The sequence below is a fragment of the Bradyrhizobium sp. 613_E4_N2_2 genome, assembly GCF_052075995.1.
Lineage (GTDB): Bacteria > Pseudomonadota > Alphaproteobacteria > Rhizobiales > Xanthobacteraceae > Bradyrhizobium > Bradyrhizobium barranii.
The window spans coordinates 5,125,718-5,148,142 of record NZ_CP197234.1 but is presented as its reverse complement, the minus strand read 5'-3'; the positions used below and the strand labels follow the sequence as shown (position 1 = coordinate 5,148,142).

General features: G+C 61.5%; 24 protein-coding genes. 9 read left to right on the top strand and 15 right to left on the bottom strand.

The genetic code is table 11. The annotated features are described in order from the left end of the window. Window positions 1-177 precede the first annotated feature (177 nt). The 4 genes from clcA to AB7290_RS24955 form a co-directional block, all read right to left on the bottom strand. Window positions 178-1,602 (bottom strand): H(+)/Cl(-) exchange transporter ClcA, encoded by a 1,425-nt coding sequence (gene clcA, locus AB7290_RS24970; RefSeq protein WP_245344136.1) that lies wholly within the window; start codon window positions 1,600-1,602, stop codon window positions 178-180. A gap of 205 nt (window positions 1,603-1,807) precedes the next feature. Then, window positions 1,808-2,071, bottom strand: a complete 264-nt coding sequence (locus AB7290_RS24965) for a hypothetical protein (protein ID WP_085402311.1) — start codon at window positions 2,069-2,071, stop codon at window positions 1,808-1,810. A gap of 360 nt (window positions 2,072-2,431) precedes the next feature. Next, entirely contained in the window at window positions 2,432-4,105 is a 1,674-nt protein-coding gene (locus AB7290_RS24960; protein ID WP_085402295.1) for an arylsulfatase, read from the bottom strand. 296 nt (window positions 4,106-4,401) lie between these two features. Continuing rightward, complete coding sequence (locus AB7290_RS24955) at window positions 4,402-5,403, bottom strand: ABC transporter substrate-binding protein (protein ID WP_085402296.1); 1,002 nt, start codon at window positions 5,401-5,403, stop codon at window positions 4,402-4,404. 255 nt (window positions 5,404-5,658) lie between these two features. On the opposite strand from AB7290_RS24955, the gene AB7290_RS24950 reads away from it, so the two are divergent. After that, window positions 5,659-6,642 (top strand): hypothetical protein, encoded by a 984-nt coding sequence (locus AB7290_RS24950; RefSeq protein WP_085398141.1) that lies wholly within the window; start codon window positions 5,659-5,661, stop codon window positions 6,640-6,642. 448 nt (window positions 6,643-7,090) lie between these two features. On the opposite strand, the gene AB7290_RS24945 is transcribed toward AB7290_RS24950, so the two are convergent. The 4 genes from AB7290_RS24945 to AB7290_RS24930 all read right to left on the bottom strand — a co-directional run bounded on the left by AB7290_RS24945 (window position 7,091) and on the right by AB7290_RS24930 (window position 12,557). Next, window positions 7,091-7,705: a tetratricopeptide repeat protein gene (locus tag AB7290_RS24945; protein ID WP_085402793.1), complete on the bottom strand. Its 615-nt coding sequence runs from the start codon at window positions 7,703-7,705 to the stop codon at window positions 7,091-7,093. 465 nt (window positions 7,706-8,170) lie between these two features. Next, window positions 8,171-9,121, bottom strand: coding sequence for a transglycosylase SLT domain-containing protein (locus tag AB7290_RS24940; RefSeq protein ID WP_354075983.1), 951 nt, complete (start codon window positions 9,119-9,121; stop codon window positions 8,171-8,173). Between the two features lie 752 nt (window positions 9,122-9,873). Beyond that, window positions 9,874-11,616 (bottom strand): adenylate/guanylate cyclase domain-containing protein, encoded by a 1,743-nt coding sequence (locus AB7290_RS24935; protein WP_094184233.1) that lies wholly within the window; start codon window positions 11,614-11,616, stop codon window positions 9,874-9,876. Between the two features lie 443 nt (window positions 11,617-12,059). Next, window positions 12,060-12,557, bottom strand: coding sequence for a peptide deformylase (locus AB7290_RS24930; RefSeq protein ID WP_085402796.1), 498 nt, complete (start codon window positions 12,555-12,557; stop codon window positions 12,060-12,062). Between the two features lie 78 nt (window positions 12,558-12,635). Here AB7290_RS24930 and AB7290_RS24925 point away from each other — a divergent pair, with 78 nt between their 5' ends. Continuing rightward, complete coding sequence (locus tag AB7290_RS24925; RefSeq protein WP_085402797.1) at window positions 12,636-13,220, top strand: TetR/AcrR family transcriptional regulator; 585 nt, start codon at window positions 12,636-12,638, stop codon at window positions 13,218-13,220. A gap of 104 nt (window positions 13,221-13,324) precedes the next feature. After that, window positions 13,325-13,903 carry a hypothetical protein gene (locus tag AB7290_RS24920; RefSeq protein WP_085402798.1) on the top strand — a complete coding sequence of 193 codons (579 nt, stop codon included), beginning with the start codon at window positions 13,325-13,327 and terminating at the stop codon, window positions 13,901-13,903. A gap of 17 nt (window positions 13,904-13,920) precedes the next feature. Here AB7290_RS24920 and AB7290_RS24915 read toward each other — a convergent pair whose 3' ends face one another. Then, on the bottom strand, window positions 13,921-14,382 hold the full coding sequence (locus AB7290_RS24915; RefSeq protein WP_085402799.1) for a cupin domain-containing protein: 462 nt from the start codon (window positions 14,380-14,382) through the stop codon (window positions 13,921-13,923). Between the two features lie 323 nt (window positions 14,383-14,705). Between AB7290_RS24915 and AB7290_RS24910 the strand changes: the two genes are divergently transcribed. Next, window positions 14,706-15,926: an MFS transporter gene (locus AB7290_RS24910; protein WP_085402800.1), complete on the top strand. Its 1,221-nt coding sequence runs from the start codon at window positions 14,706-14,708 to the stop codon at window positions 15,924-15,926. Between the two features lie 6 nt (window positions 15,927-15,932). Here the strand turns inward: AB7290_RS24910 and AB7290_RS24905 are convergent, their stop codons facing one another. The 3 genes from AB7290_RS24905 to AB7290_RS24895 are packed head-to-tail and all read right to left on the bottom strand — an operon-like array spanning window position 15,933 to window position 17,711. After that, window positions 15,933-16,811 carry a bifunctional helix-turn-helix transcriptional regulator/GNAT family N-acetyltransferase gene (locus AB7290_RS24905; protein WP_085402801.1) on the bottom strand — a complete coding sequence of 293 codons (879 nt, stop codon included), beginning with the start codon at window positions 16,809-16,811 and terminating at the stop codon, window positions 15,933-15,935. Between the two features lie 52 nt (window positions 16,812-16,863). Further along, entirely contained in the window at window positions 16,864-17,277 is a 414-nt protein-coding gene (locus AB7290_RS24900) for a cupin domain-containing protein (RefSeq protein ID WP_085402802.1), read from the bottom strand. A 32-nt stretch (window positions 17,278-17,309) separates the two neighbouring features. After that, window positions 17,310-17,711 carry an Ohr family peroxiredoxin gene (locus AB7290_RS24895; RefSeq protein ID WP_085402803.1) on the bottom strand — a complete coding sequence of 134 codons (402 nt, stop codon included), beginning with the start codon at window positions 17,709-17,711 and terminating at the stop codon, window positions 17,310-17,312. A 147-nt stretch (window positions 17,712-17,858) separates the two neighbouring features. Between AB7290_RS24895 and AB7290_RS24890 the strand changes: the two genes are divergently transcribed. Then, window positions 17,859-18,329 (top strand): MarR family winged helix-turn-helix transcriptional regulator, encoded by a 471-nt coding sequence (locus AB7290_RS24890; RefSeq protein WP_085402804.1) that lies wholly within the window; start codon window positions 17,859-17,861, stop codon window positions 18,327-18,329. Between the two features lie 78 nt (window positions 18,330-18,407). Here AB7290_RS24890 and AB7290_RS24885 read toward each other — a convergent pair whose 3' ends face one another. Together AB7290_RS24885 and AB7290_RS24880 are read right to left on the bottom strand one after the other, a co-directional pair. Continuing rightward, the gene (locus AB7290_RS24885; protein WP_094184234.1) at window positions 18,408-18,563 is read right to left on the bottom strand and encodes a hypothetical protein; all 156 of its coding nucleotides are present in this window, start codon (window positions 18,561-18,563) and stop codon (window positions 18,408-18,410) included. A gap of 100 nt (window positions 18,564-18,663) precedes the next feature. Then, window positions 18,664-19,017, bottom strand: a complete 354-nt coding sequence (locus tag AB7290_RS24880; protein ID WP_014495871.1) for an MmcQ/YjbR family DNA-binding protein — start codon at window positions 19,015-19,017, stop codon at window positions 18,664-18,666. A gap of 70 nt (window positions 19,018-19,087) precedes the next feature. Here AB7290_RS24880 and AB7290_RS24875 point away from each other — a divergent pair, with 70 nt between their 5' ends. The 3 genes from AB7290_RS24875 to AB7290_RS24865 all read left to right on the top strand — a co-directional run bounded on the left by AB7290_RS24875 (window position 19,088) and on the right by AB7290_RS24865 (window position 21,057). After that, window positions 19,088-19,639 (top strand): carboxymuconolactone decarboxylase family protein, encoded by a 552-nt coding sequence (locus AB7290_RS24875; RefSeq protein WP_354075974.1) that lies wholly within the window; start codon window positions 19,088-19,090, stop codon window positions 19,637-19,639. Between the two features lie 127 nt (window positions 19,640-19,766). After that, entirely contained in the window at window positions 19,767-20,393 is a 627-nt protein-coding gene (locus AB7290_RS24870; RefSeq protein ID WP_085402806.1) for a PadR family transcriptional regulator, read from the top strand. A 19-nt stretch (window positions 20,394-20,412) separates the two neighbouring features. Continuing rightward, a complete protein-coding gene (locus AB7290_RS24865; protein WP_085402807.1) occupies window positions 20,413-21,057 on the top strand; it encodes an O-methyltransferase in 645 nt (214 codons plus the stop codon). On the opposite strand, the gene AB7290_RS24860 is transcribed toward AB7290_RS24865, so the two are convergent. Further along, a complete protein-coding gene (locus AB7290_RS24860) occupies window positions 21,038-21,271 on the bottom strand; it encodes a tautomerase family protein (RefSeq protein WP_085402808.1) in 234 nt (77 codons plus the stop codon). The two genes, AB7290_RS24865 and AB7290_RS24860, sit on opposite strands and share 20 nt — an antisense overlap. Window positions 21,272-21,388: 117 nt before the next feature. Here AB7290_RS24860 and AB7290_RS24855 point away from each other — a divergent pair, with 117 nt between their 5' ends. Further along, on the top strand, window positions 21,389-22,282 hold the full coding sequence (locus AB7290_RS24855) for a LysR family transcriptional regulator (protein ID WP_063983747.1): 894 nt from the start codon (window positions 21,389-21,391) through the stop codon (window positions 22,280-22,282). Window positions 22,283-22,425 lie beyond the last annotated feature (143 nt).

Genomic DNA, 22,425 nt, shown 5'->3' with positions numbered 1-22,425 from the left:
CACAGCGGTTACGTCCGCGTTGGGTCACAAGCCGACATCTGAGCAAAGACCACAAAGCGTCCGCCAGGGGCCCACATGCGGAAATGAACGCTGCTCAAGAACAGAATTTCCGATGGGGAAGTCGAACGCCCAAAACGTTGCAACGCATCGGCGTCGTTGGGGTGGGTGACACCGATCTCATCTCTGTCTGATTTGCCGCTCCAAGCGCAGCGTATGCTCACGCAGGGAATCGTAAATCGGCGCATTACCCAACAGCGTGGGCAGCAGCATCGCCATGAAGCAAGCTCCCAGCATCGGCAGCAGCATCGTCACGTTACCGGTCATTTCAGCGACGAGAACGATGCCGGTCACCGGCGCGCGCGCAACGCCGGTGAAGAGAGCGGCCATGCCCACCAAAGCAAATGCTTCCGGCTGGATAGAGAGCGCCGGGAATGCAAGACGGCAAGCCGCCCCGAACAGCAACCCAGACTGGGCTCCCAGCACGAGCAAGGGGGCGAACAGGCCGCCGGGCGTGCCGGCAGCGTATGAGAGAGCGCCGAGCCCGAATCGGATCAGGAATGCGCCCCCCAGGATCCCGACACTCTCGTGGCCGATCAGCGCCCGCTGCGTGATCTGATCTCCGCCACCGACCAGTTCGGGCGCGAACCAGGCCAACATGCCGACGCTTGCGCCGATCAATCCGGCGCGTAGCTCGATCGGTAGCCCTCCAAATCGGTCGCGAAACGCGATGGTCGCGAGCAGGGTACGATTGTATGCGACGGCCAGCAGGCCCGCGATACCACCGAGAGCAAGGAAGAGCGGGGCGGACTCAGCGCTGGGATAGCTCAGCGGCGCGACCTGGAAGTCGGGCGCGTCGCCGAGAAGCAGCCTTGCGACCGGGATCGCCGTCGCCAGCGCTGCAAGGGCGGCGACGGCAACACGGTGTTCGAACTTCTGCACCAGTTCCTCCAGAACGAACACGAGCCCGGCAATCGGCGCATTGAAGGCCGTTGCAAGGCCGGCGCCGGCGCCGGCCGCCAGAAGCACTCGCGAGTCCGCCCAACAGAGCCGGCAGACGCGCGCAGCGAAAACCGCGATACCGGCGCCCATCTGGACGGTCGGCCCCTCGCGGCCCAGCGCCAGCCCGGAGCCGATCGCCAGTATTCCGCCGAAGAATTTCACTGGCACCAGGCGAAACGGAGCCGGCGGGATCTCTTCGCGCAGAACAGCTTCGACATGCGGAATGCCGCTGCCCGAAGCGTGTGGCGAGAATTGCCGCACCATCCACGCGGCAACCAGGGTCGCGACACCGCACGCGCCGACGACAGTCAAGAACCCCCAGATTGCGTGGCCATGGGCCCAGGCGATCATCGCATCGCGCAGACGATCGGCATGCGCGAGCAAAAGCCGGAAGATCGCCCCAACACATCCAGTCGCCGCTCCTACGATGAGAGCCATCGCCGCGAGCCCCAACAGGCTGCGACGTTCGTCTGCGACTTGCCGGTCGTCGTTAGGGTTATGGTCCACGGCTGGTCGATGATCCCGAGGCCTTCGCAAGGGATAATCTTTGCCAAAATCGCTGGCGAATGTCCGGAAAAGAATGCTTCCAACTTGACCGAACAACTGCCTCTCCGACCGATATGCTAGGGACCTCACCGCACGTCCCAACGATAAGGTGCGCCGAACCAAGGCCCCGCTTTGGGTCACAGGCTGACTTCGACAACCTGCTTGACCTGGTTCGCTTATCTCCTGAAAGCAGACATTGCAGCCCTCTGAGCAGAGGTCAGCCACGGGCCAAAAACAGACAACTGAAACAGCCGCGACCTGATCAGCCGCAGATGCGCACGCGGCGCTCGCGCCAGCCATGCCCGTCCCAGAAGCGCTGGGTTATCCAGTGGCAGGGCGGGATCGGCTCTCCAACCGGGGCATCGACATAGCCCGACCAGTACGGATAGCCGCCGGGTCCGGGATAAGTGCGCGGATACGGATTGCCGCCGGGGCCGTAATCATAGCGCTGACCAGCATAAGCGGGCGAGGCTGCTGAAACGACCAAAGTCGCGACGGCAGCGAGAGCCAACAACGTCTTCCTCATGGTGATACCTTTCCAACGCTGCGAAGGCTGCAAGACGATCGCCGAGCAATGCAGCGTCAGCGTCGACAAGCTGAAATGTCAAGGAGAGTGATCTCAGCAAGGCTATTGTCTGGCGACCTCCTCGGATGTCGCCTTCGGGTCAAAATGCGAAGAACACAGAGTGAGCAAAGTCAGTCCGCTCTACCCCACCAAGCGGACCTCAATGAAAGGTGTCGTCACTTCGCTGATGGGCCAAAAGGCGACGTTGGCTCCCGCCGGGCAAGCACTCGATGCGCGACGGCGAGCCGCTCGTGAAAGCCGACCCGCCGTATGCCGCTTGATGCAGCCCGTCAGCCAATGGCTTCACGGGACGTCGCGATATTACCCACCGCTCCCCTTGATATTCGGCAGGTTTTTCATGTCGAGCATCGGGACCGGGTTTTCCGGGCGCTGCAGATCCGGTCTCCAATCGTTCGAGGCTCCGCCCGGCTTACGCTTGATGCTTGGATAGTCGGCAATCGATTTGTTGAATTCCATCACGACCGGGAAGATTAGTGCCAAGACCCAGCCGTTGTCCTGTCCGGTGTACTTGCCCGGCGACTGCAATGGCATACGTGCCGACATCGCGCCGTTGAACACCATGTCGTATTTCTCGAATGGGTCCATCGTCAGATTGTAGACCGAGCCAATCGCGCCGAGATTTTGCTCCGGACCGAGCCAAGTGTCCTTGGCCGTCCAGAGATACTTCCACGCGATGCTGAGATCGGGGTTGGTTGGATCACCGCCGACATCCGCCCGCGCTCCCATGAAGCTTTCGCCGTCGATGTAAATCCACGACCTTCGTGCCGAGTGCTTCGCGCGGCCGAGGATGTACTCGCTGTTGTCGATGCTGTCGAAGTAGATTGGCCTGCCATTATCGTCGGTCCATGCGCCGTGCGGCGGCGGGCTCAGGCCGACCATCTTGGCGAGCGTTGCCCAGCAGTCGATATGGGACATCATTTCATGGTAATTTGCACCGGCGGGAATATGTTCGGGCCACCACATTAACCCGGGTACGCGCCAGCCTCCTTCAAATGCTGAACCCTTTTCGCCGCGGAAAGGCGTGGTGCCCGCATCAGGATAAGCATCCTGCCACGCCCCGTTGTCTGCCGTCACGATCACAATCGTATTCGGCGCTTCGGCACGGATCGCGTCCATGACCCGGCCGATGTCGTCATCGAGTTCTATCACCGAGTCCGAGTAATCGCCCAACCGCGACTTCCCGGCGAATTTTGATGATGCGTTGGTCGGGTTGTGCATCTTCATGAAATTGACGTCCATGAAGAATGGCTTGGCGTCCTTGGCGTGCTTCTTGATGTAATCGATTGCGTAATCAGCCTGCCGGACGTCAAAGTTGGCGAGGTAATCGTACGTAATGTACTCGCCTCTCTTCGCCGGTTGTCCAGCAACTCCCTCCCACTCGTACATGTTTACGACATCAAAATAGGCTTTCGCGATCTCTGGGTTGTACGAGGGAAACCATGGATGAAACCACTTGGACGTATCGGCATAGGTGTAGACGCCCGGATAGTATGCGGCGAACGCCTTCATCTCGTCGAACCCGTGCTCGATCGGATAGGACTCCGGCTTATCACCGAGATGCCACTTGCCAGAAAAGTAGGTGGAGTAGCCGTTCTTTTGAAAAAATTCGGCTATGGTCGGCGTCTCCTTTTTGAGCGCATTCTCATCGCCCGGAGCGACCACGATGGAGAGCGCCGAACGGATCGGAATACGTCCGGTTATAAACGAGGCGCGGCCTGCCGTGCAGCTTGCTTGCCCGTACCAGTTCGTGAACGTCGCGCCTTCCTTAGCGATCCGGTCGATGTTTGGTGTTGGATGGCCGAGCGCGGCGCCACCCCCGCTATAGGCACCGAAATCGTTCCATCCAGTGTCATCCGTCATTAGCATGACGACATTTGGCCGCTTCCGCTGCTGTGCGGTCGCTTGAGGTACCGCAACCAACATCGCGCCGAACAGTGCGAACATGCCGTGCGCAACACTCTTTCGGATACTCATGACTGCTTCCTCCGATTTCAAAGGTCGGTCACTTGTGCCAAACGAATGGATATGTCGCAGTCGTGCTTTTTAGCTCTGCGCCACAGCGTGTTCAATGTGCGATTGTTTGATTTAGATCAAGACACCGATTGTGACGGGTCTATGCCGCTTGCTAGGCGTCGCTCCACGATGTCCGCTGCGGGTCAAAAGCGACGGTTTGGCGATGTCCGCGCTACTTCCGCTTTACCCCCGAAAACCGACATTCATCGTGAGGGGCGGCATGTCTCAAAGGGGCCAATCGCAGACATTCTGCCTGCTCATTCGAACACTTCGTCGGCGGTCAGGAGAGCGTCTCGACCAGCCGCCAAACCAAGCGCCTTGGCCGCTTTAAGGTTTACAACCAGCTCGAACTTGGTTGGCTGCTGTATCGGCAACTCGGCCGGCGTTGCGCCTTTGAGTATTCGGTCCAGATAGATAGCGGTCGCGCGTGACAGGTCAGGCAGGTTGACTCCGTAAGAGACAAGGCCACCGAGCTCCACGCCCTCTCTGGCGGCGTAGATCGTCGGGAGGCGGTTCTTCTCGGCAAAGGGTACAATCCGAGAGTACTGGCTGTACAGCATCGGACTAGGAAATACGACGAGACCATCCGCTCGCGCTTTGGCCAACTCCGCAAACGCGCTTTCGAGATCGGCGGGGCTATCCGCCGGCACAAGTTGAAGGCTTGCTCCGAGAGATCGGGCGGCGCTCTCAATCTCGTTCAGCATCCCCTTCATTGTGCGCTCACCGTATGCACGAGGGTGCCACAAAACGACAACGTGAGAGAGACCGGGAACGATCTCCTTAAGCAGTTGAAGCCGTTTGGACACCAACTCCGGGCCGAGAAATGCCGTCCCGGTGACATTGCCGCCCGGCCGCGCCAGGCTGGAAGCGAGTTCGTCGTCGACGGGATCTGCCATGCCTATGCCGACAATCGGAATGGTGGAAGTCGCTTTCTTGGCTGCGCGGACGGCCGGGGTAGCCAAAGCAACAATTGCGTCGACGCGGTGCGTCACGAATTCCTGCGCGTACTCGTTGAGCTTGTCCTCATCGCCGTCTGCGAATTTACGGTAAAACGCGACATTCTTTCCTTCAGTATAGCCGAGCACACGCAATGCCGGCACAAACGCATCGAGAGTCTTTAGACTTGCGTCGGACTTGTCACCGCGGCCGAGTGAAAGCACACCGATCTGATGAAGCTTGGTCGATTGCTGAGCATGACCTGCGAACGGCCACGTTGCAGCCATACCCCCAACAACCGTGATAAACTTGCGCCGTTTCATGCGGCCCTCAGCCAAGCCGAACTATCGTACAGACAAAAGGTGGCGCCTTGGAAGTGTAATCAGGCCGGTGAAAGTCTGCTTTGGGTCAAAAGCGACGGTTTGGCGATGTCCGCGCTACTTCCGCTTTACCCCCGAAAACCGACATTCATCGTGAGGGGCGGCATGTCTCAAAGGGGCCAGAAGCTGACATCCCGACATGCGACAGATGGCCCCAAGCCACGGAACGACGTTGCCGGAGAGATTTAGGGTGACACTATGCTTGCAATTCCTCCGCCGCAGGAAGAGTTTGCAAAGTTACTCAAGGAAAATGACGCAGGCGTTTGGGAACGTTGGAACAAAGCGTCGGGCGGAAAGCAGCTTACGAGCATCGGGACGAAGCAGCTCACGGCGATTGTTCTTCCGATTTTTAAGACAGAAAAAATAACGCCACATCAGGCTAAGGCCCTCTCGCTGCTCTTCCGTATCAATTTGAGCAACGGCGCGCACGCGACACTCAGCCAGGGGATCGCAGATGCTTACGAGAACGATTTCTTTTTCAGGGGCTCGAAAAGGGCCCTGACTACGGTCAAAGAGTTGGAACCATTAAACGGTGCCCTAGGAATGGGAAGCGTCGGCAAGATCAATTTCGTCAGTCCCGAAACAGGGTTGGAATACGCACCTGATCTATACAGCGCAATCAGATCGCTCGTGCACCAGGAAAAAATCCGGGTCTTCGAGGTAAACGCCGCAAAGCTGAAGGGCCACGTTGGCCTCTATCGCAGTGATAGCAAGCGTTTGATCTTGTACGAAGGATTTGAGCCTGAACGTTCCAAAATGTACATGGTGCACGAAGCTACGCACGCAATTCAGGACTGGAAAGATCTCGCCTCCAAGAAGGTCAAGTACAAGGAAACTGACGCCTTTATTGCAGGCGCTGTAGCTGCCGTGACCGTAAACAAGGATACTAATGTTTTGGAGCACCCGAAGGCGGAAAAACCTGCGGTAGAGTTGGTCCTAGCCGGACAAGCCACGCGAGGGAATGCGGCTTGGACTCAAGCTTATGCTGATGTGGTGAAGGCAGTGGAAGTCGACGAGTCGTACAGTGCGATAGCTGAGAGGGTTGATGATTGGAATGAGAAGAAGGGCGAGGAAGCAGTTCTGAGAGCGGCGTTAGTTCATTTCAAAGTGGCCGAGTTTCTCGCGACAATGGGCGTCGACATCTTCACGAAGGTCTCTCGGTTCATTCCAGGGCAGCGATAGCAAGACCACGCGATTCGCGAGCACAATCCCAGCGGGGAGTCCTGTGATCATGATGATGTTCCGAATGAAGGGCGCGGAATTGCTGTTCGGCCATCTCCAACCTTTGTCTCCAGCGCGCTTTCCAGACAGATCGGGCTCAACGTCGAGAGTCCGCAAAGGGTCGATATTGTTGCAAAAGTCGATTTTCGCCGATGACCAAAATTCTGCGGGCCGTGGGCGCGACTTTCGCGTACAAGATGCGAGGGACCTCACGGCCTCACGCAAAATTCACAGGCGACTTCGGTAGCGCGATTGAGGTCATACGAATCAGCGATCGCTCGCTGCTTAGTGTTTTCGCGAAAAATCTTGAGCCCTGCAACTTTCGACTTTTGCAACACAATCGGCCATGAACAGACATAGCCTCACCCGTCGCGTTAGCGCCGAGCTCTGACCGCCGCTGCAAAGCGTCCTAATAAACCAGGCTAGTGCCGGTCGGCTTCTCTAGCGCGGCGGCCAACGACCGGTACTCCTCGCAGCCAGTCCCGCAAATCGCCGCGATCCGACTCAAATGATATTGGGCCTGCTCGCGGTTGCCCTGCTCGAGCTGCCATAGACCGTAATATTGCCAGGTCAGCACATGGTTCGGATCGGCCTTCAGCGCGCGCTCGTACCAGAGCTGCGACTGCCTGTAGTCGCCGAGCTTGCGATATGAGTAGCCGATGAGGTTGGCCACATTCGGGTGATCGTCATGGCCGAGCGTCTTCAACTGCTCAATCGCAGAGGCATAGTCAGTGCGGTCGTAGACCGCCGAATAAGCTGCGCGGTACCCATGAGCAAAGGCGGGGTCGTCGAACAGGGACTGCTTGGCTTTTTTGGCCTTGGGCGCGTGGTTGGCCTTGTTGCCCGACCGCTTCGGGTATGACGAAGGCGGATAAGCGGAGCGTTGCCCCATCCCGCTATAGTCTGCCTCACTGCCACCTGGCTCAGTGCCCGGGGCCGCAACAGCCGGAGTGACCGAGAACGCAGCGATCAGCGCAATCGAACACGTTGTCAGCGTCACAATCCTGATCATCAAGTTGGCCATAGGAACCTCCTGCAAGCTACGCCTTCGAGCTCCCAATCCAGCCGAACATGTTAACTCCGGCTTACCTCAAACATTCCTGGAAAGGTATTTAGAAAAACGAGATTTGGTGTGACAGCAATGTTGTCTTATGAGCCGGTCAATGCCCGCAGCGGGTCAAAATGCGAAGAACTCAGAGTGAGCAAATCCAGTCCGCTTCACCCCACTAAGCGGACCTCAACGAGGAGTGTCGTCACTTCGCTGATGGGTCATCAGCCGACGTGATTGCCTGTGAATAATCTAGGAGTCCGGGCCGCGGAGCGGCACTGGTCGAGGGATTGGGTCAATCCGGCCGCGGGAGCCGAACAACCACCCAGTCTCTAAGCGGAACGCAAACTTACCTGGCGCGGGAAACTAGATTGCCGACACAGCTTCTCGACGAAACGTATGTCGACCCAGAGGTGTGCGTGTGGGCAGTCGCAAGCTGTTCTATCTCGAGCGTTCGGCCGCCGCCGTTAGCACAGGATAGCGGGCATAGAGCGTGTCGACGCGGTCCCGCCACATCGCCACGAACGCACCCGAGGTGAGATCATCGACCGACTTCCATTCGCGTTTGACCGCAGGCAGCGTATTGCCCCAGATAGCGCGCTTGCACCATCGCTCGCCCTTTGCCGAGCCCTCCCGGGTTGCGCACATCGACTTCCAGGCAATCCGCTGCGGACGGCCGATGTGTTGGGCGGCTCCTTCCCAGCCCTGCTGGTGGATCAGGTAGAGGTCGGAAAGGGTCGGCTTTTTCTGCGTCATGATTTCGAATAGAGCAGCCTCGCTGAGAAACTTGTAGGCGGCACCTACAGCGTTGTCGCGAGGATTGAGGATGTCGCCCGATCCGTATTTGCTGAACTCATACTTGCTCAGCTGGAACAGGCCAATATAGGAGCCGGTGCGTTGCCTGGGATTGAAATCGGATTCGATTTTGGCGACCGCCTTCATGAAGTTGACATCGACACCGAACGCTTCGGCTGCACGTTCGATCTCCTGGACGGGTGTTCCGAGCGGAACGTCGCTCAACGCCGACAAGGCGATCTTTGCGGGTTTTTCCGGCGGCGGAATTTCCGAGTAGACGTAGTATTTGAGATACGACGGTTTGCCTTCGCCCGGATTGGGCGAAGCAACGGGCGGACGGTCCTGCTGTAGCGTTGCCGAGTTCTCGGGCGACGCTGCCTCAAGGCTGGCGACCTGCACCATTGGCTCTTGCGAAGTGGTTACATTGGACGGCGGCACCGAGTCCGGCGCCGCGGCGCTGAATCCCGCCGCAACGATCGCATTAGCCGATAATCCTGTATCGAATTTCGTCTCGATCGCCGGGGCCGGAAACGCGGCGCCAGCATTTGACAGAACCGTCGTCACATTCAGCGGGATGCCGCTGAATGCATCAGCCACTCTTGCATTCGGCGTTGCGATGCTTGGGCGCGGTACCGCGATCTGACCAATCGCGACAAGCGAAGTCGCTGTCAGCGCGCCGGCAATACAGCTTGTTTGCCAAATCTTCAATGTCGCCAGCCGCGCGGCCGCGGTCCCCCCATTCACATCCCCGACTTGGCACGCAGATTAAGGAGGTGAGGGGATGACAATGGGGCGCACCTGTGGCGCAGGTGCGGCCGGTCTCGGTCGCGTCGCCAAGATTGCCTAAATTGAAAGTTGCGGTCGTGATGCGCCTCCCGCCGAGGAACAGGACGGGCGCCATATCGCGCAACCATCGCTAAACAAGGCATCTTCGTGCGTTAGCGCATCGAGACCGGCGCCCGCGCGCACACCGCTCCCAAGCATCTCGAGGCCGCGACGTCGCAAGACCCGAGGACGGTTCGCTGGGAATGGACGATCGCGATCCGCTTTATGACGCGCTAGCGTCGGTCTCAGCGGAGCTGGTCTAGCCAAGCTCAGGTCTGCCGTGACCGTTGTCTCCGCTCGGGCCGGAGCGTTGCGGCTTACCACAGCGCCTGCCGCATTCTTGCACAACAGTAAACTAGTGCGCCAATGTCTCAGTTGGGTCAATCGCGTCGGTTGGCCCGTAGCTCGACGACTTCCGGTCTACTCCCCGCTCCGGACATGTCGCAAACTGAAGCGACGGGCCATAACCGGACTCATGCGTCGCAGCAGAGTGCCGCTATTCAATCGCCTCATGGGATGGAGAGCTAATCGGGCAACCCCGCTTTCCGAAGACCCTCAATAAACAGCTTTGCGTTTGATAGTCCGGCCCGGGCGATAAGCGCCGATATTGTAAAGGCGGGATCGATCTCAAGCACACGCGCCGCCGCGTCGTGCGCCTCAGCGTCACGTCCGAGATGGGCGAAGGCGGACGCGAGCCATTGGTAAGTTGCCAAATAAAGGTTCTGACGAAGGGCTTTCTTCAATACGACGATGGCTTCGTCAAAGCGGCGAAGCTCGATAAGGGCCTGCCCAATGCCAGTAAGCGTCATGTATAGTAGCGGGTCTACTGGGCTCATGCGAACGGCACGTTCAAAGCTCCAGATCGCTTCCTCCGGCAGCCCCGCAATTCTATAGACATGGCCTCTGCAGCTCCATGTGAGCCATGAATTTGGGTTGAGCCCGACCGCCCGGTCAGCCATTTCGATCTCGGCTTCACGATCGCCGACCATGAACGCCGAGATTACGGCAGCCCTTGCTAACGTGTCCGGATCGCCATCGTCGATGCTCAATGCCAAACGAGCAAGCCGAACCGCTTCCTTGCGGTCGAACTGAGGATCGTTGGCATAGCCCAAAAGGACGTTGAGCATGTGGCAGACACCTGCCAGAGCCGCGACAGCGCCGAACCGAGGGTCGAGCTCCAAGGCGCGGTGGAACAGTCGGATTGCCTCGGCCAACCCTTCGCGGGTCCTTAGGTAGAACTGCGGCATGGCACGGAGATAAAAATCATACGCGGTGAGGTTCTCTGGCCGCCGCCGCGTCGCCAATTCAATTTCTGTTTGAAGCATCTTTGGCTCAATGGCCGACACAACGGCGAGCGCTACTTCGTCCTGAAGAGCAAAAACGTCGGTCAGGTCACGCTCAAACCTGTCCACCCAGATGTGCGCGCCTGTAACCGCATCGATTAACTGCCCTGTGATGCGAACTTTCCCCGACGCCTTCCGCACAGACCCCTCGAGGACATAGCGCACGCCGAGCCTTCGCCCGACTTCCTTGATATCGACCGCTCGACCCTTGAAGGTGAAGCTCGAATTGCGCGCGATCACGAACAGCGACTTGAAGCGCGACAGCGCGGTGATGATCTCCTCGACCATTCCGTCCGCAAAGTATTCCTGTTCGGGATCGCCGCTCATGTTCTCGAACGGCAGTACGGCGATGGAAGGCTTGTCCGGGTGTGGCGGGGCCGCACTCAGCCCCTCTGTCAGCGCCCCTGGCGCTCCGGCGCGGACAGCGTAGGCGCGGACCGGCTTGGAGATGTTCTTGAGCTGCTGCTCGCCACGATCCTCGAAGCCAGCGTCTAGCTTGCCCTCGACTTCGTTGTAGACCTTGTCGGAAATCAGGATACCGCCCGGATCGGCGATCCCCTCCAGCCGAACAGCAATGTTGATCCCGTCGCCGTAGAGGTCGCCGTCCTGTCCAACGATCACGTCACCAAGGTTGAGCCCGATGCGTAGCTTGAATGGACCGCTACCCTCGGCGAGATGATCCTGTATCTCAACCGCGCATCTTATGGCGGCCAGGGGACTGGCGAACTCGGCGAGTGCGCCATCACCCGTTGTCTTGATTAGACGGCCTTCGTGGCGGGAGAGGCTCGGCTCGATCAGTTCTCGCTTGAGCCGCTCGAACTCGGCATAGGTAGCTTCCTCAGCGCGTTGCATCAACGCAGAGTAACCGACCACGTCGGCAGCCAAAATCGCCGCTAATCGCCTTTGAACCCGCTGCTCCGTCACAGCGCTCTCCGAACGGCCAGCCAAAAATTCGTCGCTGGGGCCAGGAGGAGCCTAGCATTTTGTTGCGGACCTGTGAGCGGTAATCGCGGGAGGGCCCTGTTGCCCCGAGGCGGCATTTGCTGTTGCACGGCGGCAGTAAGCGTGCGGCAACTCGGATGGTCCGAGTTGGGTCACGACCGGTAAGGCTTGGATCGAGCACGTGAGTTCTGCTTCGCATCCGAAAGCGGACATCTCGCCTCAATGAGTACACGCCCTCTGGAAGCACAACGCCAATCGGCTTGAATTTCGTGCAAACCTGGAGCTGCAGTGGCGGGAGTTCTCTCTGAAATCTCGCTCTGTATGCCGAGACCCAGTGCCGACCTCTATCGAAATCCATGAGCATCGCCGAATTGCGACACGCGGCCACAACCCCGGCTGTCGGTGAGCCTGCACTGGCGATGCGCTCAATCCCGCGACATCTTCTCATACTTCTTCACCAGCCGTTCCCGCTTCAGCCGCGACAGCCGCTGAATCCAGAACATGCCGTCGAGCTGGTCGATCTCGTGCTGGTGACAGACGGCGCGCAAGTCGTCCGACTCCTCGCTGTGCGTGTTGCCGTCAACATCCTGATAGCTGATCCGCACCCGTGCGTGGCGCTGGACCTCGTCGTTGACGCCGGGCATCGAGACGCTGCCTTCCTTGTGCAGGATCATCTCGGGCGAGGCCCATTCGATTTGCGGATTGACGTAGGTCTGCGGACCCGCCTTGGCGTCGAGCTCGAGCACGACGACGCGCAAGGGCACGCCGACATGCGACGCGGTGATGCCGATGCCTGGCGCGGCGCGCATGGTGTCGAGCAGGTCGGCTGCAAGCTCGCGCAAGGCGCCGTCGAATGCGGTGACGGGATGGGCCGGCATCGCGAGCCGGCGGTCGGGATAGCGGAGGAGGGGGCGAATGGTCATGCAGGCTCCCTACCACTCACGGATGGTTGAAGCATCCCGTTCTTGACGACCTACCAACTGGAAGGTAGCTAATCCGCCATGACCAACGTTTCCTCGACTGCCGACGACATCCTGGCCTGCGCGCGCACCCTGATCATCGCGGGCGGCTATAACGGCTTCAGCTACGCCGACGTGGCCGAAATCGTGGGCATCCGCAAGCCGAGCATCCACCATCATTTCGCCAGCAAGGTCGATCTGGTCCGCACCCTCGTGTCGCGCTATCGCGCGGAAGCCGAGGCGGGACTGTCCGCGCTCGAACGCAATGTCGCGGACCCCCGCGACCAGCTCAAAAGCTATGTCCGGTATTGGGAGGCGTGCATCAATGATGCGACGGCGCCTTTCTGCGTGTGTGCGCTGCTTGCCTGCGAGCTACCGATCCTGCCGGAGGAGGTGGCGCTTGAAGTCCGCGCGCATTTCCGTTCGCTGGCGTCGTGGTTGACCTCGGTGATGGAGCGCGGCAAGCGGAAGGGGCAGCTGCATCTCTCCAGCGCAGCGAAGATCGAGGCTGAAGGCTTCATGGCGACCGTTCACGGCGCGATGCTTTCGGCGCGTGCCTATGGCGATCCAAAGATGTTCGGTGTGATCACCGGGCCGCTGCTGGATCGGTTGTCCGCCAGGCACTGAAACATTTCGACGAGACGACAACGACACGCCCGCAGGCACGCTGGGGGCGGAGGGCGACCTGTTGCGCGTAAGACTACCAACTAGTAGGTAAAGGAGAGAGTGCAGTGACGCATCATCAATTGGATCTCGTTCGGGCCGACCGCGAGCAATGGCTGAAGCTCTACTACTTCATCCGGGCGGCGTTCTCCGTCGCCTGGGTCGTTGCCGCCTTTGCCGTCGGGCCGTCATCCGCGGCGATTGCCGGAGCCTTGCTCGTGCTCTATCCGGCATGGGATGCGGCGGCGAACTTGGTCGACGCGTTGCGCAGTGGCGGGCTCGCTCAAAATCGCACGCAGGCGCTGAACGTTCTGGTCAGCCTGGTGACCACTGTCGCGGTCCTCGTCGCCATGCAGATGAGCATGAACGGGGTGCTCGGCGTCTTCGGGGCCTGGGCGATCCTGTCCGGATTGCTCCAGCTGGGGACCGCGATTCGCCGCTGGAGAAGTTTTGGCGCGCAGTGGGCCATGGTGCTCAGCGGCGGTCAGTCGGCTCTGGCCGGTGGCTTCTTCATCTTTCAGGCCACGACGCCGATGTCTCCAACGATCGCGAATGTCGCGGGCTACGCTGCGGTCGGCGCGATCTACTTCCTGGTCTCGGCGGTATGGCTGACCGTGACCGAGTGGCGGCGTGGCGCAGCGATGTGAGGCGTCGCCGTTGCCGTTCATTCGTGCGGATAAGGCGTGCCGTCCTTGTGCAGGAACCGGCCGCTGGAAGCCGGGCTCATCATGTCAACGTCGGAGCAGGTGATGAGGTCATCGGGCGAGCGCGAGCCGACTTCGAGGTAGACGGCCGTCGCATCGGATCGGTTGATCATGTGATGGCCGTTGCCGCTTCCCTTCGGGAAGGCGGCGCAGTCGCCGGCGCTCAGCACGGTTTCGCCCTCGTCCTCGACAAGCGTCAGCTCGCCTTCGAGCACATAGACGAACTCGTCCTCATGCGAATGCCAGTGCCGCTGGCTCGACCAGCTGCCCGGCGGCAGACGCATCAGGTTGACGCCGAAATCCTTAAGCTTTCCGGCATTGCCCAGCCGTTGGCGGATGCGCTCGGCGCAGGGCGCGTCGAGCGGCGCGGGATAACCGGAGCCTTTCCGGCCCGGCACGGTGGCGATATCAATCTTTGGCATGCAAGCATTCCCTCCGAAATCGGAGCATTGACGGCGCACCGGATCGGTGGCGTGCGCCAGATCGGCGGCGTCCGGAGCGTGATCAGATCGCGTTGGCGGGATGGTGACATTGTGCCGGTGTTTTGCCCGACGTGTCAAACGCGCCCCTCGCGTTGCAGGGCGTTGGTAAGTCCTTGATCCGGCAGCGGCCGGCTACTGTGCATGGGGTTGTTTTCGGGGTTTTTGTTTGGCGGCGCCAAAAAAATCTGGTGTCCTCGATGCCGTTGTCGGCCGGCGCAGTTCCCATTCGTCTTCCACCCAGACAGATCTGACGGGAGACCCAAATGAACGCTTCCTCCTATCGCTGGGTGATCGTCGCCGCCGGCGGCTTGCTCGGCTGCGTCGCGATCGGCGGCATGTTTTCGCTGCCGGTGTTCCTCCAGCCGATCGCCAAGGACACCGGCTGGTCGGTGACCGGCATTTCCAGCGCGATGACGATCGGGTTCCTGGCGATGGCCTTCACCAGCATGGCCTGGGGCACCGCGACCGACCGGTTCGGGCCGCTGCCGGTGGTGCTGACGGGATCGATAGTGCTGTCGCTCAGCCTGTTCGCCGCAAGCCATGCGACCTCGCTGCTGGCGTTCCAGGTCATGTTCGGCCTTCTGGTCGGTGCCTCCTGCGCGGCGATCTTCGCGCCGATGATGGCGACCGTCACCGGCTGGTTCGACACCCATCGCAGCCTGGCTGTGTCGCTGGTGTCGGCCGGCATGGGCATGGCGCCGATGACGATGGCGCCGCTCGCGGCCTGGCTGGTCTCCGGCCATGACTGGCGCACCTCGATGCAGATCGTGGCGCTGGTGGTCGGCGCCATCATGATCCCGGTCTCGTTCCTGGTGCGACGCCCGCCCGCGCTGGCGCATGCCGTGGCCGCGCCTGCGGGCGAGAGCGCGCCGCAGGGGGAGATGTCGCTGGGCGAGGCACTGCGCTCGCCGCAATTCTTGATCCTGCTCGCCACCAACTTCTTCTGCTGCGCCACCCATTCCGGCCCGATCATCCACACCGTCAGCTATGCCGTGAGCTGCGGCATCCCGCTGATCGCGGCGGTGACGATCTACAGCATCGAGGGTTTTGCCGGCATGGGCGGCCGTATCGCCTTCGGGCTGCTCGGCGATCGTTTCGGCGCCAAGCGCGTGCTGGTGACGGGCCTGCTGTTGCAGGCGTTCGGCGCGCTCGCCTATGTCTTCGCGCAGCAGCTCGCGACGTTCTACGCGGTCGGCGCCATCTTCGGCTTCATCTATGCCGGCACGATGCCGCTCTATGCCGTGCTGGTGCGCGAAAACTTTCCGCTACGCATGATGGGCACGGTGATCGGCGGCACGGCGATGGCCGGCAGCCTCGGCATGGCGACCGGCCCGCTCGCCGGCGGCCTGATCTACGACGCCTTCTCCAGCTACGCCTGGCTCTATATCGCCTCCTGGGCGATGGGCCTCGGCGCCTTCCTGATGGCGATGAATTTCAGGCCATTCGCGAAGCCGCAAGGCGAGGCCGCGGCGGCGGCGGCGTGACGAGGTCTACGACTGGATGTGCTTTTCGAAAAAGAGATCCGGGTAGGGATCATCGTTGAAGCGGGGGATCTCGCGCCAGCCCGTGGTGCGGTAGAGCTGGCCGGCCTCGGCGAGCGCGCTGTTGGTGTCGAGCCGCAGCAGCGTGATGCCGAGGTCACGTGCGGCGTTCTCGGCCGCGTCCATCAGGCGCCGGCCGAGCCGCAATCCGCGCGCTGCAGGGGCAACCCAGAGACGCTTGATCTCGGCATAGCCGTGATCCGTTCCCTTCAATCCGACGCAGCCGATCGGCAGCGTGTCGGACATCGCCACGATGAAGGTGCCGCGCGGCCGGCGCATGTCCTTGGCGTCAGGATCGCGCGACAGCGAGACGTCAAAACCCTGCTTGAAGCGGCGGCCGAGCTCGGAATAGTACTCGCGCAGGCAATAGCGTGCTGCTTCGCTCCGTGGATCCATCTCCTCCAGCTCGACGCGCTCGCGCGTCAGCGCGGAGGCGATCAGGTCCATCGCCGCCAGCAGCGCCTCGCGCTGCGAATGTTGCGCCAGGAAGCCTTCGGCCTGCGTATTGGACAGCGCCTCGTAGGCCGCGAACTCGCGCCGTCCCGCACGCGTCAACGTCGCGACACGGCGGCGCGCATCGTCCTCATGCGTCGTGGTCTCGACCAGCCCTTCCTCCTCGAGGCCGCGGAGCAGCCGGCTCATCAATCCGGAATCGAGCCCGAGATAGTCGCGAATCTCCGCCACGTCCGAGCGCCCATGTCCGATCGCATTGAGCACGCGCGCCGCCCCAAGCGGCCGGCCGCGCCCGAGAAACGAGGTGTCGAGCGCGCCGACGGCGGAGGTCACGGCGCGATTGAAGCGGCGGACGCGGGAGATGGGATCGAGCATGATACCTGACTTTAGTCAGATATCTTGTGCGGGTCAATCGAGACGGCTGGTCTCACTTCACCAGCGTCAGCAGCGGCTTGTTTTTGGCGACGATATAGGTCGCAAGCTCGCTCGCGGTGTCCTGGCCGACGTTCTTCGCCGCATGAACCGCTCCCGCTGGAATGAACAGCACGTCGCCTGCCCTGAGCGTCACCGGGGGCTTGCCTTCGACGTCGTATTCGATGGCGCCTGTCAGCAGATAGATAATCTCCTCGCCTGGATGCGTGTGCCGGCCGAACGCAACTCCGGGCGCGAGGTCGACGCGGACCTGGACCGCCTCGCGACCGGGCGCGCTGAGATCATGGCGCTGGAGGTCGGTGCGCGTGACGCCGGCCGGCTGGGCTGCCGCCGGCAGGGTGAGAAGGTTGGTGGCGAGCACGGCAGCGCTCGCAAGCATGCGCAGGGTTCGTAATGGATAGGGGCTCATGGTCGGCTCCTGATTGTTCGCTTGATGGCGGGTCAGACGAGGGTGGTGGTCACCTCGATGTTGCCGTGGACGGCCTTGGAGTAGGGGCAGATGCCGTGCGCCGCCTCGATCAGCTCCTGGGCGACCGTGCGATCGACGCCGGGAACGCTGACGTCGAGACGGGCCCGCAGGAAGAAGGCGCCATTGGCGTTGCTCAGGTCGATCGTGGTGTCGACCGACGGTTCGCTTGGCAACTTGACCTTGCGTTGGGCGGCGGCGAGGCCGAGCGCGCCGAGGTAGCAGGCCGACCAGGCGGCGGCGAACAGGTTCTCGGCGGCCGGGTGCGGCTGGGCCAGCTTGATATCGAGAGAGCCGTCCTTCGCGTGCGCGGCGCCGTCGGGGCCGGAGGTGACGTGGGTCGTGCCGGTGAAGAGAAGCTTTGCAGCGGTGGTCATGGCAGATCCTTTTGGCTCGACGTAGATCGTATCCGATCTAATCGGATGCGTTCTGAAATAAACCCGTCGCTCTGTCCGGTCAAGCTCTTCCGATTTAATCGGATACGATTTATATTGACGCGGAGATCACGAATTGCGGAGGTTCACGTGTCCCGTCCCGCCAAAGCCGCCGGCAAAGGCCGAAAACTGTCGAATTTCCTGTGCTTTGCCGTCTATTCGGCCAATCTGGCCTTCGGCCGCGCCTACAAGCCCCTGCTGGACAAGGTCGGGCTGACCTACACCCAGTACATCGCCATGGTGGCGCTGTTGGACGAGGACGAGCAGACCGTCAGCGCGCTCGGCGACAAGCTGTTCCTGGAATCCAACACGCTGACGCCGATCCTGAAGAAGCTCGAGCAGATCGGTTACATCAAGCGCCACCGCGATCCCGCCGACGAGCGGCAGGTGCGGGTGAGCCTGACGCCGGGCGGCCGAAAGCTGATCGAACAGGATCTCGGCAACTCCGTGATCGAGGCAACTGGCCTCGGCGACGATTTTCCGGTGGTGCAGAAGACGGTGAGCCGGCTGCGCGACAACCTGCTGCGCGCGACCCAGGCGGCCGCAGAGAAGAAACGCTGAGCGGGCAGCGTCGTCCCGCTGGGAAAGTCGGAGGCGGCGTCCGCCTCCGATACAAGCACGAAGGAAAAGCGCGCGGCTCTAGTTGCAGACCGTGCGCGGAATCATCCAAGTCGCAAAAGTCTGCCAGAACCCGTCTTCGCGACGGCGCTGGTAAGCGACGAAGTCGGCGTCATCATCATCATGCACGAGTTCATAGCGATAAGTGTTGGCTGCAGTGGTGTTGGGCTTGCTCATGGAGCACTCCATCTCGAATGGGCTTTGCTTCGAGCTAGGTGCGGTGCAGCAAAAGTCCAATGGGAGTATGATGATAAGCGCATCACGTTGTGGAGAGTACTCAGTCCAGCCCGAGCGCTTTGCGCGATTTGCGCGTGAGCTTTGCGACGATCAGGGCATGGGCCTGCGCCAGATAGGCGGTGAGTTCCGCATCGGGAAGTGCGTTGTTGCTGGCGAGCTGCACCCATTTGGCGCGCGCCAGATAGGGCGCCGGTCGTGCCACGCCGTGCTCGATCAGCATCGCATAGGCCATGTCCGAGACCTTGAACATGTAGCCGCCAGAGCCCGCGGCAAAGCCGCCGCCGAGCGCGAACATCTTGCCGCCGACCTTGAACACGGAGGTGCCTTCCCACTGCACCACCTTGGTGGCTGCGGGCAGGCGCAGGCAGCGGGCTTCGAAAGTCTTGGGTGTCATGCGCTCGCAATTGAGACGAAAGCCCTGCCGTTATGGCAACATTACGTCTTCCAACCAGGGATGAATTGCCATGTCGCGCGTTTCGATCAAGACCAGGGACGATCTGCCGGAGACGCTGAGGCCGTTGTGGGACAAGATGACGACCTACGGCGCGTTCGAGAACCAGGCCGGTGTCATGGCCCACCGCCTGCCGATCTTCAAGCATATGTGGTCGCTGCTGGTCGATCTTGCTGAAGAAGGCAATGTCTCGAAGCGCCATCTGGAGCTCGCGCTGGTCACGGTCTCGCTGCTGAACAAATGCGACTATTGCGTCTCGCACCACGCACCAAAGCTGGCGGTGCAGGGCGTGTCGGAGGAGGGCGCCGCGCGCCTCGTCGATTACAAGGACCATCCCGAGCTCGATGAGCTCGACAAGCTCGTCGTCGAATATTCCATCGCCGTCACCAACAACTGGAACAAGACCCGCGACGAGATATTCGCCCGCCTGCGCGCGCATTTCTCGGAAGCCCAGATCGTCGAGCTGACCTGGCGCATCGCGCTCTGCGGTGCCTTCAACCGCTTCAACGACATCCTTCAGCTCGAGGTCGAGCAGGGCGTTCCCCACAGCGAAGCCGCGGAGTAATCGGTCGCCGGCGGTGCTGGTCCCCCGAGCCGGGACCAGCGCCAAGGCGCCGATCACAGACTTGTGGGTTGCGGGTCGCCTATCTCAAATTATATCGTACGATATGTTTTACAAAAGGACGTACGATATGCACCACGGACGAGACCACAGAGACTTCCACTTCGGGCATTTCGCCCATTTCGTCATGGGCCGGCACGGCGGCGGTCGACGCTTCGGCCGCGGCGGGCATGGCTTCTTCGGGCGCGGTCCGGGCGGCGACTTCCCCGGCGCAAGGCGGCTGTCCTCGCAGGACCTCCAACTCGTGATCCTGGCGTTGCTCGCCGAAAAGCCGGCTCATGGGTACGAACTGATCAAGATTATCGAGGAGCGGTCCGACGGCTTCTACACGCCGAGCCCGGGCGTGATTTATCCGGCGCTGACTTATCTGGAAGAGGTCGGCCACAGCAGCGTCGAGCAGGATGGCGGTCGAAAGCTCTACAGCATCACGCCGCAGGGCGAGGCGCATCTCGCCGAGAACCGCGCCACTGCGGACGCGATCCTGCAAGCGCTGTCGCGGATCGGGCGCCGCATGGACGAGGTGCGCGAGGCCTTTGCCGGCGTCAGCGATCTCGATGCCGACGCCTCCGACGAATTGCACCGTGCCCGCCACAACCTCAAGCGCGCGCTGCGTTCCAGGCTTGGCAGCGACCCCGCCGAGGCGCGCCGCATCGCGGCGATCCTGGATCGTGCCGCCGCGGAAATCCTCGGCAAATAACTGAGAGGCGAAGCAACACATGAATGATCGGCCCCACAGCCCGATTCAAGACCCACGCGTCAACGCCGTCCTCGCGCGCCTCCAAGGCGCGCGGCAGCGGCCGGCCGGCGGCGGGCCGCGCGGCTCCTTCAACAGCCGTGATCCCCACGCCTATGCCGAGCAGGGCTTTTCGATTCATTCCGAGCAGGGCGAACTGATCTATCTGCTGTGCCGTGGCTTGCGTGCTACGCGCGTGGCCGAGTTCGCCACCTCGGTCGGCATGTCCACGCTCTATTTCGCGGCCGCTATCCGCGACAATGGCGGCGGCACCGTGATCGGCTCGGAGATCGTGCCGGCCAAGGTCGAGACCGCCAAACGCAATCTCGCCGAGGCCGGCCTTGCCGATTATGCCGAGATCCGCGAGGGCGATGCGCGAAAAACCTTGCGCGATCTCGGCGGTCCCGTCGACTTCGTTCTGATCGACGGCTGGCCGGGTGAGAGCGGTCCCTCGCTGGCGCGCGAGGTGATCGGGATCGTCGCGCCGCAGCTGCGCGTCGGCGGCTACGTCATGAACGACAATGCCGAGCCCGACTATCTCGATTTCATCCGCGATCCCAAAAACGGTTTCGTCTCGATGACGTTGCCGCTCAAGGGCGGCACCGAGCTCAGCCTGAAGCTGAGGTAGCGGCGTCGCTTGCGCGATAGGCGTCGGGAACCACGAACACCTCGTCGGCGCGGCCATAACCGCCATCAGGCACTTCCTCGATCAGCACCATGGTGTGCGTCCGCGCCGCTTCGCCGAAATAGTGCGCGAACAGCGCGGTGAGGTTGTGCACGATCTCCGCCTTCTGCGCCCGCGATAAGGCGGCCTGGGGGATCTTGATATTCGCGAAGGGCATGATGGGTCTCTCCGTGTGATGGGGTGTGGTTGCTCCTGTTCGAGAATGCCCGATCGCCGCGACCGGATAATCGCGAAAAACTTGTCATCACTTGTCGGCTGTGGTGAACAATCGGCTATGGACCGGTTTGACGCCATGCGCCTGTTCGTCCGCCTCGTCGAACGGCAGAGCTTTACGGCTGCGGCTGCCGACCTCGGCATTCCCCGCTCGACGGCGAGCGAGGTTTTGCGCGGGCTCGAGGCGCGGCTGGGCGCGCGCCTGCTCGAACGGACGACACGGCATGTCACGCCGACGCTCGACGGCGAGGACTATTACCGCCGCTGCGTCGCCATCCTCGCGGAGGTCGAGGAAGCCGAAACCACGATGCGCGATGCGCGACCGCGTGGCTTGCTGCGCATCGACGCACATCCTTTGCTGACCCGCACCTTCATCTTGCCGCACCTGCCGGAATTCCTGGCGCGCCATCCGCAACTCGACTTGCAGATCGGGCAGGGCGATCGGCTGGTCGATCTCGTGCGCGAGGGCATCGATTGCGCGATCCGGTCGGGAGAGCCCGAGGACAGCGGGATGATTTTGCGCCGTCTCGGGACGGTCGAGGAAATCACGGTAGCGAGTCCGGGCTATCTCGCCAGCCACGGCTTGCCCGCGACGCCTGATACGCTCGACGGCCATCAGATGGTCGCGTTCATCTCATCGCGCACCGGCGATGTTTTGCCGCTGGAGTTTTCTATCGCCGGCGGGCTGCGCAATGTCGTGCTGCCAAGCAGGGTTCGCGTCAACAATTCCGACACCATGGCCGATCTCGCGCGGCTCGGCTTCGGCCTCACGCAGGCGCCCCGCTATCGCTTCGCAGCGGATCTCGCCAGCGGTGCGCTGGTCGAGGTGCTGGCAGGCTATCCACCGTCGCCGACGCCGCTCTCCGCGCTCTATCCGCAAAACCGCCAGCTCGCGCTCCGCCTGCGCGTCTTCCTCGACTGGATATCAGGCATCTTTGCCGAGGCGAAGCTGTAGAGCTTCGTAGCCCGACAGGCAAAATGTCCGAACAGTCGGTCAATCCGCTCTACCGGAATTCGGAAACGGCGTCGTTGCGAGCGCGGCGGAGCAATTCCAGAAATTCCGCGGAAAGATTCTGGATTGCTTCGCTGCGATCGTAT